Source organism: Rhodococcus rhodochrous, assembly GCF_014854695.1.
Lineage (GTDB): Bacteria > Actinomycetota > Actinomycetes > Mycobacteriales > Mycobacteriaceae > Rhodococcus.
On the sequence record NZ_CP027557.1, the window covers coordinates 2,777,903 to 2,792,174 of the forward strand.

At 67.2% G+C, this 14,272-nt stretch carries 14 protein-coding genes and 1 pseudogene; 10 read left to right on the plus strand and 5 right to left on the minus strand.

Annotated elements, in window-relative coordinates; translation table 11 throughout:
- Positions 1–61 precede the first annotated feature (61 nt).
- Together C6Y44_RS13005 and C6Y44_RS28405 are read right to left on the minus strand one after the other, a co-directional pair.
- The gene (locus C6Y44_RS13005) at positions 62–892 is read right to left on the minus strand and encodes an aldo/keto reductase (protein WP_159418285.1); all 831 of its coding nucleotides are present in this window, start codon (positions 890–892) and stop codon (positions 62–64) included.
- A gap of 37 nt (positions 893–929) precedes the next feature.
- Positions 930–1,112, minus strand: a pseudogene (locus C6Y44_RS28405) (MFS transporter); the annotation flags it as partial.
- 10 nt (positions 1,113–1,122) lie between these two features.
- Here C6Y44_RS28405 and C6Y44_RS13010 point away from each other — a divergent pair.
- The 3 genes from C6Y44_RS13010 to C6Y44_RS13020 all read left to right on the plus strand — a co-directional run bounded on the left by C6Y44_RS13010 (position 1,123) and on the right by C6Y44_RS13020 (position 3,875).
- Positions 1,123–1,350, plus strand: a complete 228-nt coding sequence (locus C6Y44_RS13010) for a hypothetical protein (protein ID WP_404817747.1) — start codon at positions 1,123–1,125, stop codon at positions 1,348–1,350.
- Between the two features lie 84 nt (positions 1,351–1,434).
- A complete protein-coding gene (gene nhaA / locus C6Y44_RS13015) occupies positions 1,435–2,610 on the plus strand; it encodes a Na+/H+ antiporter NhaA (RefSeq protein WP_404817800.1) in 1,176 nt (391 codons plus the stop codon).
- Positions 2,607–3,875, plus strand: a complete 1,269-nt coding sequence (locus C6Y44_RS13020) for a glycosyltransferase family 87 protein (protein ID WP_159418284.1) — start codon at positions 2,607–2,609, stop codon at positions 3,873–3,875. The genes nhaA and C6Y44_RS13020 overlap by 4 nt, the downstream gene beginning before the upstream one ends.
- Here the strand turns inward: C6Y44_RS13020 and C6Y44_RS13025 are convergent.
- Both C6Y44_RS13025 and C6Y44_RS13030 read right to left on the minus strand, forming a co-directional pair.
- Positions 3,848–4,558 carry a FadR/GntR family transcriptional regulator gene (locus C6Y44_RS13025; protein WP_085468243.1) on the minus strand — a complete coding sequence of 237 codons (711 nt, stop codon included), beginning with the start codon at positions 4,556–4,558 and terminating at the stop codon, positions 3,848–3,850. The genes C6Y44_RS13020 and C6Y44_RS13025 overlap by 28 nt on opposite strands.
- A gap of 26 nt (positions 4,559–4,584) precedes the next feature.
- Positions 4,585–6,303 carry an L-lactate permease gene (locus tag C6Y44_RS13030; RefSeq protein WP_404817748.1) on the minus strand — a complete coding sequence of 573 codons (1,719 nt, stop codon included), beginning with the start codon at positions 6,301–6,303 and terminating at the stop codon, positions 4,585–4,587.
- Between the two features lie 220 nt (positions 6,304–6,523).
- On the opposite strand from C6Y44_RS13030, the gene C6Y44_RS13035 reads away from it, so the two are divergent.
- The 7 genes from C6Y44_RS13035 (at position 6,524) to C6Y44_RS13065 (ending at position 13,587) form a co-directional block, all read left to right on the plus strand.
- Positions 6,524–7,288: a (Fe-S)-binding protein gene (locus tag C6Y44_RS13035; protein WP_026060979.1), complete on the plus strand. Its 765-nt coding sequence runs from the start codon at positions 6,524–6,526 to the stop codon at positions 7,286–7,288.
- Positions 7,285–8,787, plus strand: coding sequence for a LutB/LldF family L-lactate oxidation iron-sulfur protein (locus C6Y44_RS13040; protein WP_159418282.1), 1,503 nt, complete (start codon positions 7,285–7,287; stop codon positions 8,785–8,787). The genes C6Y44_RS13035 and C6Y44_RS13040 overlap by 4 nt, the downstream gene beginning before the upstream one ends.
- Positions 8,784–9,407 (plus strand): LutC/YkgG family protein, encoded by a 624-nt coding sequence (locus C6Y44_RS13045; RefSeq protein ID WP_192378454.1) that lies wholly within the window; start codon positions 8,784–8,786, stop codon positions 9,405–9,407. Before C6Y44_RS13040 ends, C6Y44_RS13045 begins: the two co-directional genes overlap by 4 nt.
- Positions 9,404–9,667, plus strand: coding sequence for a WhiB family transcriptional regulator (locus tag C6Y44_RS13050; RefSeq protein ID WP_159418281.1), 264 nt, complete (start codon positions 9,404–9,406; stop codon positions 9,665–9,667). The genes C6Y44_RS13045 and C6Y44_RS13050 overlap by 4 nt, the downstream gene beginning before the upstream one ends.
- Before the next feature lie 203 nt (positions 9,668–9,870).
- Complete coding sequence (locus C6Y44_RS13055) at positions 9,871–11,070, plus strand: S8 family peptidase (protein ID WP_159418280.1); 1,200 nt, start codon at positions 9,871–9,873, stop codon at positions 11,068–11,070.
- Between the two features lie 11 nt (positions 11,071–11,081).
- Positions 11,082–11,534 carry a hypothetical protein gene (locus C6Y44_RS13060; RefSeq protein ID WP_159418279.1) on the plus strand — a complete coding sequence of 151 codons (453 nt, stop codon included), beginning with the start codon at positions 11,082–11,084 and terminating at the stop codon, positions 11,532–11,534.
- A gap of 46 nt (positions 11,535–11,580) precedes the next feature.
- The gene (locus C6Y44_RS13065) at positions 11,581–13,587 is read left to right on the plus strand and encodes an FG-GAP repeat domain-containing protein (protein WP_192378455.1); all 2,007 of its coding nucleotides are present in this window, start codon (positions 11,581–11,583) and stop codon (positions 13,585–13,587) included.
- Positions 13,588–13,648: 61 nt separating this feature from the next.
- Here C6Y44_RS13065 and C6Y44_RS13070 read toward each other — a convergent pair whose 3' ends face one another.
- Positions 13,649–14,104 carry a M28 family peptidase gene (locus tag C6Y44_RS13070; RefSeq protein ID WP_159419219.1) on the minus strand — a complete coding sequence of 152 codons (456 nt, stop codon included), beginning with the start codon at positions 14,102–14,104 and terminating at the stop codon, positions 13,649–13,651.
- Positions 14,105–14,272: the final 168 nt, after the last annotated feature.

Consider the following 14,272-nt stretch of genomic DNA (forward strand, 5'->3'; position numbering starts at 1 on the left):
GCAGCTCTTCGAGCGCCTTACCGACTCCGGGCGGTGGATCCGCCCGGAGCCGCGAGGTCTGTCAGTTGAACTCGTCCGGATGAGGTCCGGTGCGCAGATCGCGATCGGCACCGGCGATGGTCGACATGTCCTCGTCGGTCAGCTCGAAGTCGAAGACCTCGAAGTTCTCCCGGATCCGGGACGGCGTGACGGACTTGGGGATGACGACGTTGCCGAGCTGCAGATGCCAGCGCAGCACCACCTGGGCCGGCGACTTGCCGGTGCGTCCGGCGATCGACGTGATCGCCTCGTCGTCCAGCACGGCGCCCTGGGCGAGCGGGCTCCATGCCTCGGTGGCGATGCCGTGCTCGGCGTGGAAGGCGCGCAGTTCGCTCTGCTGCAGACCGGGGTGCAGTTCGATCTGGTTGATCGTCGGGACGAGCGAGCTGCCGTCCAGCAGGCGCTGGAGATGGGCGGGCTGGAAGTTCGACACGCCCGCAGCGCGGAGGCGTCCTTCCACGACGAGGCGTTCGAGCGCACGCCAGGTGTCGGCATAGAGATCGCGGGCCGGAGTCGGCCAGTGGATCAGGTAGAGGTCGAGACGATCGAGGCCGAGCGCGGCAAGGCTGGTGTCGAAGGCGCGGAGGGTGGCGTCGTAACCCTGATCGGAGTTCCACACCTTCGTCGTGATGAACAGCTCGTCGCGGGACAGTCCGGAATCCGCCAGCGCGCGGCCGACGCCGGCCTCGTTGCCGTAGGCCGCGGCGGTGTCGATGTGGCGATAACCGGTCTCGAGTGCGGCGCTGACGGCCGCGGTGGTCTCGTCCTCGGGGATCTGGAAGACGCCGAAGCCGAGCTGGGGGATCTCGACGCCGTTGTTCAGGGTGACGGTGGGGATCGTGGACGATGTCACGAGGTGGTGCTCCTTCGGGGGTGTTCGCGTAGTTCGGGATCAGAGCGGACGCGGCCAGGACGGCCCCGACGGCGTTGGGTGCCGTGTACCCGAATCCGGCGGATATCACCATGCCGCCGAGCCAGGCGGCCAGAGCGTTGCCGAGATTGAAGGCACCGATGTTGGCGGCGGACGCCAGGGTCGGGGCGCCGTGCGCATGGTCGAGGACGTGCTTCTGCAAGGACCGCGGGTTGCTGTCGCGCTATCTGTGTCCCACCGATCGCCGCGGCATCTACACCGACGTCACCGACGCCGGCCGGCGCCTGCTCGAGGAGGCCCGGCCCACCCGCAACGCCGCCTTGCGGGAGGCGCTCGACGAAGCCGCGGCCGAACCCGTCCTCGCGCCGCTGGTCGACGCCATCCGGCAGTTGCAGGACGGTGATCGGCCGGATGCCGCAGGGGGCCCGGAACGACGCTGACGGGGCCATCTCGCGGCGACGTCCTCCGCGCGCAGACCTCTCGGAACAGGTGAGATCACGCGGCCGGGTCGGGTATCGTCTCCCCTGGTGTGCCGGGAAGTCTGGTCGGCGGGAACAGCTTTCTTCGACGACTACCATGCCCTGCGGGAGACCCGGATCGGTCCGGCATCGTGGCACCTGGACCTGACCCTGGGCACCTGGGCGGCCGACGGCCTGCTCGCCGTGTTCTTCTTCGTCGTCGGCGTCGAACTCAAACGGGAATTCGTCGAAGGCAGTCTGCGGGATCTGCGGCGTGCCGCCATGCCGGTGACCGCCGCCCTGGGCGGCATGATCGTCCCGGCCGTGATCTTCGCCGTCATCAATCTTCGTGGTGGCGCCGACGCGTTGAACGGATGGGCGGTCCCGACGGCGACCGACATCGCGTTCGCCGTAGCGATTCTCGCCGTCATCGGTAGTCATCTCCCGTCGGCGCTGCGAACGTTCCTGCTCACCCTCGCCGTGGTCGACGACCTGCTCGCCGTGAGCGTGATCGCGGTCTTCTACACCGACGAGGTGAACCTGCTCTACCTGGGCGGGGCGCTGATCCCGTTGGCGCTGTTCGGCATCGCGCTCCGACGCGGCTTCGGTTCCTGGTGGCTCCTGGTGCCGTTGGCTGCAGTGACCTGGTGGCTGGTCCACGAATCCGGTGTGCACGCGACCATCGCCGGTGTACTGCTCGGCTTCGCGGTTCCCGTCGCCCGGCAGGTGGGGGACCGCACGATTCCGGTCGCCGAGCACGTCGAACACCGGATCCGGCCGCTGTCCGCCGGTATTGCCGTGCCGGTCTTCGCCTTCTTCGCCGCCGGCGTCACCGTCGGAGGATTCACCGGCCTGGCGAACGCCCTCACCGATCCCATCTCCGCCGGGGTGATCGCCGGTCTGGTCGTCGGCAAGGTCGTCGGGATCTTCGGGGTCAGCTACCTGGTGGCGCGCTTCACCCGAGCACATCTCGACGACGAGCTGAGTTGGGTGGACGTGCTGGGTGTGTCCCTGCTCGGCGGTATCGGCTTCACGGTGTCCCTGCTCATCGGCGATCTCGCCTACGGTGCAGGAACCGTCGCGGCCGATCACGTGAAGGTCGCCGTGCTGTGCGGATCGTTGCTCAGCGCCGCTCTGGCCTCGACTGTTCTCGTCGCCCGTAACCGTGCCTACCGCACGATCAGGGCGGCCGAGCAGGTCGACGAGGACGGCGACGGGATTCCCGACGTCTATCAGCGATGATCGATACCTCGGATCGCGGTCGGGACGGTCGGCCGTGGTGGGTCCAGCCGACCGTGCGGTCACCGCAGGCCCTGCTGAAGTGCGTCTTCTGGCCGGTCGCCGTGATGCTCGTCGTCCATCGCACGGTGATCCTCGCCGTCGACGGTGCACGCACGGACGACTTCACCGGTGTCTACCGCGCAGCCGTCGCCTTCTGGAACCGTGAACCGGTCTACACAGCGACGTACGAACACGTCGACCCGCACTACCTCTACCCGCCGTCGGGTTCGCTGCTGATCGCACCGTTCGCGGCCCTCGAACACGAAGTCTCACGATGGGCGTTCATCGGGGTCAACGCGGCGGCCGTCCTCGTTGCCGTGTACCTGGTCGTGCGGATGTTCGGGTACATGGCACGATCGGCGGCGTTCCCGATCGCGGTGGCGGTCGCCTTCGCGTCCGAATCGGTGATCAACACCCTGGTGTTCACCAACATCAACGGTGTGGTCCTACTCGGTCAGATGGCGTTCCTGACGTTGTTGCTGGCGCGGCGGGACCTCTGGGCCGGCGCCGCGATCGGGGTGACCTTCGCGATCAAACCGATTCTCGCGCCGTTGCTGTTGCTTCCCGTGCTGCGCCGCCAGAGCAAGACTCTCCTGACCGCCGCAGCGGTGCCGGTCGGGCTCACCGCACTCGCGTGGCCGTGGGCTGCGGATCCGTGGCAGTTCGTCGAACGCACCGTTCCGTATCTGTTGCAGTCCCGCGACTACTTCAACAGTTCGATCACCGGCAACGGCACCTATTACGGTCTGCCCGAACCCCTGATCCTCGCGTTGCGCATCGGTTTCGCGTTCCTCGCCGCGGCCACGCTGTATCTGCTCCACCGCTACCACCGGCACGAGGAGGTGTTCTTCGTCGTCACCGGTGCCGGTGTGCTGATGACCGCATCGTTTCTGCTCGGTTCGCTCGGGCAGATGTACTACTCGATGCTGCTGTTCCCGTTGCTCATGAGCGTGGTCCTGCCGCAGTCCGTGATGCGGAACTGGCCGGCATGGCTGGCGGTGTACGGCTTCCTCAGCGCCGACGAATGGTATTCGGGCAGATGGGTGCAGGCGGGCCGGTACGCCGAGTACATGCGCCCGACACTGGGCTGGTCGCTGCTGCTCATCGTGATATTCGCGGTGCTGGTCGATCGCCGACGATCCGCACGCGTCCCCGAACCGGTCACAGACCCTTCGGTGGACATCGCTCGGACAGGGCGTCAGAACGCGTCGGCGCCGAAACTCTGAGCATAGTAACCGCGGATGTGCTCGACGATGCGCTTGCGGGCGAGCGTGGCATCGCCGGCGCGGACCGCGTCGACGAGACCGCGGTGCTCGTGACGCAGCCGCACGCAGGTCGCGGGCCAATCGGTGTGTGGTGCGCCCGCGAGGACGTAGCTCTCGATGGAGTCGCGCAGACCGGCCATCATCGCCGCGACGACGAGGTTGCCCGCCGCGTCGGCCATCGCGACATGGAACTGGGCGTCGAGAACGAGGAACTCGGGTGCAGCCAACTCCGGATCGTCCATCGCGTCCAGCAGTTCCTCGGCCGGGGTGAGTTCCGGTGCCGGGGTCCGGTTGGCCAGCGTCTGCATCACTTCCGTCTCGAGTACCAGACGTGTGCGGACGATGTCGGAGACCGGGAAGTTCTGCGCCGCGACCTGCAGACGCATGAGCATAGACATCCCGCCGGTGGGTCGCGAGACGATCATCGCGCCGGCGTTCGGCCCGGACCCCGTGTGGGTGCTGAGCAGCCCGAGGGCCTCCATCACCCGCAGTGCCTCACGAACCGAAGACCGGCCGACGCCGAGTTGTGCGGCGAGCGTGCGCTCCGGGGGCAGACGCTGGCCCGGGCCGAGTTCTCCCGAGACCAGCATCTGCTCCAAGTGGTTCAGTACCTGCTCCCACGCACGACCCTCGGACGACGACATGACTTCAGAGCCTAGTCGATTCCGGATCAGGGGAGCATCCAGGACAACACCAGCGTGGACTGCAGGTAGACCAGCACACAGAGGATGACGAGCATCGCGACGCTGTAGCCGATCACCTTGCGCAACAACACCGATTCGCTGCCCGGCTGATCGACGGCGGTGGCGGCGATGGTGAGGTTCTGCGGGCTGATCAGCTTGCCGACCACACCACCGGAGGTGTTCGCCGCGACCAGCAGGGTCGGGTCGATGCCGGCGGTCTGCCCGGCGGCCTGCTGCAGGCGGGCGAACAGGGCGTTGGCGGATGTGTCCGAGCCGGTGACGGCGGTGCCGAGCCAGCCGAGGATCGGGGAGAACAGGGCGAAGATCGCGCCGGTGCCGGCGAGCCACGTGCCGATCGCGACGGTCTGGCCGGACTGGTTCATCACGTAGCTCAGGCCCAGGACGGTGGCCACCGTGGCGATGGCGAGCTTCATCCGCACGACGGTGGTGCCGAAGGTGGCCACGGCCTGGCGGACGGTCAGCGGGAACATGCCGCCGCTGTCCCACCGCGCGTAGACGAGGGTGACGATCGCGCCGCTGAGCAGCAGCAGTGTTCCCGGCGACGACAACCACGAGAAGGTGTAGACCGCGCTGCTCGACGCGTCGCCGTTGCCTGTGAGCAGATTGCCGTACAGGCCGGGCCACTCGATCTTGACATCGGTGGCGGCGAGACGCTCCGGCAGATCGACACCGACGGTCCACAGCTTCGCAATACCGAACACGGTGATGACCAGCAGGTACGGGAACAGGGCCATGACGACGCGCGAGGTGGTCAGCGACTCGTCGGCGACGGGACGCTGCGGAGCACGAGCGGCTCCGGGGCCCTCCTTGCCGGCCTGGACCGCGATGGTATCGGTGCGGGTGCGCGAGAGCTGGCCCTCGGGGGTCCGCGGCTTCCAGAGCTGCAGCATCAGTACGGCGGCGGTGAGACCGGCGAGCGAGGCGACGACATCGGTGAGTTCGTACGAGAAGTGGCTCGAGCACCAGAACTGGGCGAGCGCGAAGGTCGTGCCGGTGACCAGTGCGATCGGCCAGGCCTGCCGGACACCGCGACGACCGTCGACGAGGAAGAGCAGCAACAACGGCACGAAGAGAGCCAGGATCGGTGTCTGACGGCCGACGACGGCGGCGATCTCGGTGGCGGGGATGTCGGTCAGGGCGCCGGCGGTGGTGATCGGGATGGCCATGGCGCCGAAGGCGACCGGTGCGGTGTTGGCGATCAGGACCGTGACCGCGGCCCGCAGGGCGGGCATGCCGAGGGTGACGAGCATGGCGCCGGTGATAGCGACGGGCGCGCCGAATCCGGCGAGTGCTTCGAGCATGCCGCCGAAGCAGAAGGCGATGAGCATCGCCTGGATCCGCATGTCGCCGTGACCGATCGAGTTGAAGATGCGCCGCAGATCCTCGAACCGGCCGCTGACGACGGTGAGTTCGTAGAACCAGATCGCAGTGATCACGATCCACATCACCGGGAAGAGCCCGAAGGTAATACCCTGCAGGGCGGACAGGCCGGCCAGCGGCGCGGGCATGTCGAAGCCGATGATCGCGACGACGAGAGCGACGACGAGGGCGCCGAGTCCGGAATACCAGGCCTTGAGTTTGAAGCCGGCGAGCAGGACGAAGAAGGTCAGCAGCGGCGCAAGGCCCACGAGAGCCGATGCGGTGAGGCTGCCTGCGATGGCGTCAGTGGCGGGTGTGAATGTCACCGCCGATATCCGGGTTGCCACACGAAACTCCTGTGGTTGCGCCGCTGTTGGCGGCGGATCTGATTTCGACCGATGTGGTCAGACCACGTGAAAGTACACCATGGTCCGCGTCACAGTCGACCCGTGACGGAATTTGCGGTCACTGTCCGAAAATGTGCGGCGGATCTCCGGAACGTGTGGTTCAATGTGGTCAGACCACACCCCCGATGCGGAGATCTCCATGCGAATCGCCCTGTTCGCGACGTGCCTCGGCGACACGATGTTCCCGAAGGCCGTTTCGGCCACCGCCCTGCTCCTCACCCGGCTCGGGCACGACGTCGTCTTCCCCGAACGCCAGACCTGCTGCGGCCAGATGCACGTCAACACCGGCTACCAACCCGACGCGCTGCCGCTCGTCGAGAACTACGTCGACGCCTTCGACGACAGCAGCATCGACGCCGTCGTCGCCCCTTCCGGATCGTGCGTCGGATCCGTCCGTCACCAGCACGAAATCGTCGCCTCCCGTTACGGTTCCGCGTCGTTGTGCGGGCGGGTCGACACCGTCAAGGCCAAGACGTACGAGTTGTCCGAATTCCTCGTCGACGTCCTCGGCGTCACCGACGTCGGTGCGTATTTCCCTCACCGGGTGACCTATCACCCCACCTGCCACTCGTTGCGGATGCTGCGGGTGGGGGAGAAGCCGCTCCAGCTGTTGCGTGCCGTGCGCGAGATCGACCTCGTCGAACTGCCCGAGGCCGACTCGTGCTGCGGCTTCGGCGGCACCTTCGCGATCAAGAACGCCGAGACCTCCACCGCGATGCTCGCCGACAAGCTGAGCAATGTCGCCGCCACCGGCGCCGAATACTGCAGCGCCGGCGACTCGTCGTGCCTGATGCACATAGGTGGCGGTCTCACACGACTGCGCACCGGTACCCGCACCATCCACCTCGCCGAGATCCTCGCCTCCGTGGAACCGGCCGTCGCCCCCAAGGGAGTGCCCGCGTGACCGCACTCGGTATGCCCGTCGTCCCGCCACGAGGATCCGGAAATCTGCGCGGTATCAAAGCGTTTCCCGACGCGGCGCACCAGGAACTCGCGAACCCCCAGTTGCGGCGCAACATCGGCAAGGCCACCCACACCATCCGCGCCAAGCGACTGAACGTCACCGGGGAACTGCCCGACTGGGAACAACTGCGCGACGCCGGCGCCGCCATCAAGACCGACGTGCTCAACCGCCTCCCGGAACTGCTCACCCAGCTCGAGGAGGCGGTGACCGCGCGGGGCGGCGTGGTGCACTGGGCGGCCGACGCCGCCGAGGCCAACGCCATCGTCACCGAGCTGATCCGGAAGACGGGATCCGACGAGGTCATCAAGGTCAAATCGATGGCCACCCAGGAGATCGGGCTCAACGAGTACCTCGAGGAACAGGGGATCGCGGCCTACGAGACCGACCTCGCCGAGCTCATCGTCCAACTCGGCCACGACAAGCCCTCGCACATCCTCGTGCCCGCCATCCACCGCAACCGCGCCGAGATCCGCGAGATCTTCCTACGTGAGATGCCGGACGTCGACCCCGACCTCGACGACAACCCCCGCCATCTCGCCGCCGCGGCACGAAAGTTCCTGCGACACAAGTTCATGACGGTGCCGGTGGCGGTGTCGGGCGCGAACTTCGGCATCGCCGAGACCGGCACCCTCGTCGTCGTCGAATCCGAGGGCAACGGCCGCATGTGCCTGACGCTGCCGCAGACACTCATCACCGTCATGGGCATCGAGAAGCTGCTGCCCACCTTCCGCGACCTCGAGGTGTTCCTGCAGCTGCTGCCGCGCTCGTCGACTGGGGAGCGCATGAACCCCTACACCTCGATGTGGACCGGTGTCACCCCCGGCGACGGCCCGCAGGAATTCCACCTCGTGCTGCTCGACAACGGCCGCACCGCCGCGCTCGCCGACGATATCGGACGCGAAGCGCTGCACTGCATCCGGTGCTCGGCGTGCCTGAACGTGTGCCCGGTCTACGAGCGCACGGGAGGCCACGCCTACGGCTCGACCTATCCGGGCCCGATCGGCGCCGTCCTCAGCCCGCAGTTGGCCGGGATGGACCAACCCGACGACCCCAACGCCAGCCTGCCGTTCGCATCGAGCCTGTGCGGTGCCTGCTACGACGCCTGTCCCGTCAAGATCGACATCCCCTCGTTGCTGGTGGAACTGCGCCACCAGAAGGTCGAACACGCCCGCTTCGGACCCGAGGCCGCGGCGATGAAGGCCGCGTCGCTGGCCATGTCGTCCTCTCGACGCTGGACGGCCGCGCAGAAGGCCGCCGGACTCGGCCGCGTCCTCGCCGGCAAGAAGGGGAGAATCACCAATCTGCCCGGTCCGCTCGCCGGCTGGACCGACGCTCGCGACATGCCGGCCCCGCCGAAACAGACCTTCCGGCAATGGTGGGCCTCCGACGAAGGACGTGCCGCACTCGCGAAGGCACGCGAGGAAGGACAGCAGCGATGAGCAGCCGCGACGCGATTCTCGGCCGGATCCGTTCGGCGCAGACTCTGGCACCGCCGACACCGGTCGAGGTACCGCGTGACTACCGTCTCGGACGCACCCTGCCGGACGCCGAACGCCGTGAGCTGCTGGTCGACCGGCTGGTCGACTACAAGGCCCACGTGCACGAAAGCACACCGGAGGATCTGCATGTTGTGCTGGCGAAGATCCTCACGGCTCGTGGGGTGCGCCGCGTCGGGATCCCGGAGGGCCTGGATCGGTCGTGGCTGGCGGAATTCGGTGACGAGGTGGTGGTCGACTCCATCGACCGGCCCGCAGCCGACCTCGGTGATCTCGACGGGGTCGTCACCGCTTCGGCCGTCACCTGCGCCGAGACGGGCACGATCTTCCTCGACGGCAGCCCCGACCAGGGGCGACGCGCGCTCACGCTGGTGCCCGACCTGCACGTGTGCGTCGTGGCGATGAGCGACGTCGAGGTGGGAGTGCCCGAAGCGCTGGCCCGGCTCGTCCCGGAACGGCCTATCACCATGATCAGTGGACCGTCCGCGACGTCGGACATCGAACTCGAACGCGTCGAGGGCGTGCACGGCCCCCGCACCCTGGAGGTGGTGATGATCGGATGACCGTGCTGACCGAGCGTGTCCGGCCACGACTCGGATGGCAACAGCATGCCAACTGCCGGACCTCTGACGAGTACTTCTTCTTCGCCCCGGAGGGCGAGCCACCGAGCATCCGCAGGCGGCGCGAGGTCGTCGCGAAACGCATCTGCGCGAACTGCCCGGTGCTGGTCGAGTGCCGCACCCACGCGATGCTCAGCGGCGAACCGCACGGAGTGTGGGGTGGACTGTCGGAACACGAACGGCTGCAACACCTGAAACGTTGAGCGCACGCAATCTTCGGTGTTTCCGACATCGCTGAGCGCGGTCGGGAACACCGAAATCGAGAACGGCTACGCACGGCCGGCGCGGCCCACCCCGTCGAAATGGGGTAGTCGTCTACGCAGGCGCCGGTATCGGCCGGTTCCCATACTGATCCCGCGGGGTTCTCCCGCATCTCTTGTCACCCTTCGGATCAGAGGAAACCATCATGATGACGGACGATGTCGACGGCCCCGTCGAAGCCGAGACCACGGGCCGGCAGATCATCACTTTCACCGAGGACAGCACCCATGAGGAACGGGTGGCCGCACTCGAATCGATCGGCGGCGTGACCTCGATCGCGTCCAGCGACGAGACGGGACCGGAAGCGGTACCCGCCGACGAACTCGAATCCGCCGACGCGACCATCTTCGAACGACTCGGGGTGGCTGTCGCCGCGGTCGACGGGTCGCAGGTCGAATCGCTCGAGGAAGTCGCGCGGCAGGATCCGGCGATCGTGGCCGTGGAACCCGAACATGTCATCCATACCCTGGCGGCACCACTCGCCATGGAGACACATCTGGCGGACGGCCGCAGGCACACCTGGGGTCTGCAGGCCACCCGTGCGCTCGCGTCGCAGTTCGACGGCTCCGGTGTTCGAGTGGCCGTGCTCGACACCGGATTCGACCTGAACCATCCCGACTTCGCGGGCCGGACGATCATCAGCAAATCGTTCATTGCAGGCCAGGCGGTCCAGGACGGAAACGGGCACGGCACCCACTGTGTCGGCACGTCCTGTGGACCGAGGAATCTACCGAACGCGCGGGGTTACGGCGTCGCGCCGAAGGCGTCGATCTTCGTCGGGAAGGTGCTGAGCAATCAGGGCAGTGGGTCCGACTCCACGATCCTTGCCGGGATCGAGTGGGCGTTGGCCAACGGATGCCAGGTCGTCTCGATGTCGCTGGGCGCCAACGTTCCTCAACCGGTGATGGCCTACGAGGCCGTCGGCCAGCGCGCACTGGCCGCCGGGACGCTGATCATCGCTGCTGCGGGAAACAACGCTCGTCGGCCGGCGGACCCCGGATTCGTCGGAAGTCCCGCGAACTCGCCGTCGATCATGGCGGTCGCGGCACTGGCGTCCGACCTGAGGATGGCGGCGTTCTCGGCCAGGGCCACCGTGGTCCCGGGCGGCGCGATCGACATCGCCGCACCCGGTGTCGATGTGTACTCGTCGTGGCCGATGCCGGACCGCTACAACACGATCAGCGGCACGTCCATGGCCACGCCGCACGTGGCCGGATTGGCGGCGCTCATCGTGCAGAGCACAGCGAAGACCGGGAAGGAACTCTGGAAGACGCTGGTCGACGGGGCCGAGGTGCTGCCGTTGCCGCAGACCGATGCGGGCGCGGGGTTGGCCACCGCACCGTGAGTCGGTACCCGATGCGCAAGGCCTCCGTCGTCCTGGCGGTGTTGTCGGTCGTAGTCCTGGTGTCGGTGACGGCCTGCTCGCACGACGCCACGAATCCGCAACGAGGGGGCACCTCGGAGGACGGGGAGACATCCATGGTGGAAACACCCCGAGAGCACCTGGTCGTCCTTGCCTCCGCGCAGGCCGAGGCGGCCCTTGCCGGCATCGAGGCAGCGGCCCCGGTGACCCAATTGCTCCGGCCACGGCTGCTCCTCGTCCTCACGGATCCCGATGCGAGGGAGAACATTCGAAGAATCCTCGGTGTCTACGGCACCGCCCCCGACAGGGAACCACTCGGTTTGTCGCCCGAGGAACAGTTGTTCGTGGACGCCTGGGTCGCCCGATGCGCGCCGAAGACGCGCCCCGGCGAGGGCTCGAACTGGGACACTCCCGGGTTCGAACCGCCGGATATCCCCGGCCGGTGACTTACCGGACCGGTTTGCACACCATTTTCGACATCAGGAGCATGACATGGCCGGCGACCTGAACATCACGGAACGCGTCGTGCGTGCAGACGACGTACGCGCAGCCGATCCGAGCGACGAGGCACAGGAACGAACGATCCACCGCTACGGGCGGATGGCCATCCTTGCCGCTCCGGGGGAGTCCGCGGAGGAATCCGTCCCGGAGATCGGAGACATGCGGGACCTCGTCGACGACCCCACCGAGGTCGAGACACTGGGCCTCGCGGCGCAACGGCTGCGCCAATCCGCCGACTACCGTCGTGCGAAGGAGAACCGACCCCGCGACGGTCAAGAGTGGGACATGGGGGATTGCACGTCGGTTGTGCCCGTCCCGCCCCAGGTGGCAGAGCGCGACAGTCAGCAGGAAGCGGGACCGACGAGTTCCTATCTCGAGGGGTCGGTGGCGGTCGGCATCGTCATCGTTCAGGGACCGACTGCGGCATTGAGCTTCTCCGAGGCCGAGGTGGTGAAGGTGGTCGCCGAGGTCCAGAACGGTCTGGGTTGGCTCGCCACCGCAAACCCCTTGGCGGGCATTTCCTTCTCGTACGACATCCAGAACGTGAACCTGAGTGTGCCGGCGGATCCGTCCGCCGCCGACCTCGAGGCGCACTGGCGTGATCCGGCGATGGGCGCGCTGGGATACAGTGCCGACTGGAACGGCGTGGGTGCTTATGTCGAGGACATCCGCAGCCGTTACGGAACCCGCTGGACCTACTGCGCCTTCTTCACGAAGTATCCACTCGGTCACTTCGCGTACGCGGGTGCGCCACGGGTCGTCATGGACTACAACAACGACGGCTGGGGCCCGGACAACATCGACCGGGTGTTCGCGCACGAGACCGGGCACATCTTCGGCTGCCCGGACGAGTACGCGGACAGCAGATGCACGTGCGGCGGTGCCTTCGGACGATACGGACTCGCCAACGGCAACTGCGAGAACTGCGCGGCCGAAGGTGGCGTCCCGTGCCTGATGAAGGGCAACACGTTCACCGTCTGCGGCTTCACTCCCGGGCACCTCGGATGGGCGCCGCAGCTCGCCGTCAACAATTTCGGGTACAACGCCGGATCGTGGCGCACCGATCGGCATCCGCGGTTCCTCGCCGACACCACGGGCAACCGCCGGGCCGACATCGTCGGATTCGGTGATGCCGGTGTGTACGTGTCGCGCGCTCAGCCCAACGGACGCTTCGAGACACCGCGCCTCGTCGTCAAGGACTTCGCGTACCAGGCCGGTGGCTGGCGGGTGGAGCGGCATCCGCGGTTCCTGGCCGACACCACGGGTGACGGTCGTGCGGACATCGTCGGTTTCGGTGATGCGGGGGTGTATGTGTCTCGAGCGCAGGCCGATGGGTCGTTCGGGCCGGTGACCCGGGTGGTCGCCGATTTCGGGTACGTCGCGGGTGGTTGGCGGGTGGAGCGGCATCCGCGGTTCCTGGCCGACACCACGGGTGACGGTCGTGCGGACATCGTCGGTTTCGGTGATGCGGGGGTGTACGTGTCCCGGGCACAGGCGGACGGGTCGTTCGGGCCGGTCACGCGCGTCGTCGACGACTTCGGATACAACGCGGGTGGATGGCGCGTGGAGCGGCATCTACGGTTCCTCGCGGACACGACCGGGGACGGCCGGGCCGACATCGTCGGATTCGGCGAGGCGGGCGTGTATGTCTCCCTGGCGCGAGCCGATGGGACGTACGGGCCGGTCACGCGCGTCGTCGACAACTTCGCCTACAGCGCCGGAGGATGGCGGATCGATCGGCACCCGCGGTTCCTGGCCGACACCACCGGGGACGGCCGGGCGGACATCGTCGGATTCGGCAATGCCGGCGTCTACGTGTCGCGGGCACTGGGCAACGGCGGGTTCGACGCGCCCGGATTGATCGTCACCAACTTCGGTTACGACGCCGGTGGGTGGCGGGTCGACCAGCATCCGCGGTTCCTGGCGGACACCACAGGTGACGGTCGCGCCGACATCATCGGGTTCGGCAGCGCCGGAGTGTGGCTGCACAGATCGTGACCGTACTCGAGCGAGGAGTTCCGGCCGATGCGACGCACCGGCCGGAACCCCTCATCCACGTCTATGCCGATCCCAGCAGGCGTGCTGTAGCAGCAACGTTCATGCGCAGGATCTCGAGTGCGAGGTCGTAGTCGATGGAATCGAGCGTGTCGCGCGCACTATGGATGTTCGCGTTCGTGCTGTCGGCTCCTTCGATGGTCAGCACCGCGGGGATGCACTTCTCGAGGAACGGCACGTGATCGCTGTTGAGCGGATGCAGGCTGGTCTGCACAGCCGGCGTCGTGTAGGTCGCGGCGGCCCGGGCAAGTTCGTCGATCAGGTGCTGCGACAGGCTCGCGCCGGCGAGAAGAACGGTGGGCTGCGGGGCATTGAGCGAGGCGATCATGTCCAGGTTGACGACGCTCCGGATGAGCTCCCGTTCTGCGGTCGACAGGCCGGCGACGTAGGCGAGGCTGCCGGAACTCGACGTGGATGTCGGTGTAACTGGGGCTCTGCAACAGCAGTTTGTGGTGCACAGCCATCGTTCCGCAGACCTCGCGGGTCGACAGGGAGTCCAGGTCGGCCATGACGGATCCTTTGCTGAGCCGGAAACAGCTTCGAATGAAGCATCACGCTCGGGTGCTGCGGAATCATGCGTAGTCGACTACTCGAAACCCTCCTACCGGATGACATCGAATCCGACGCA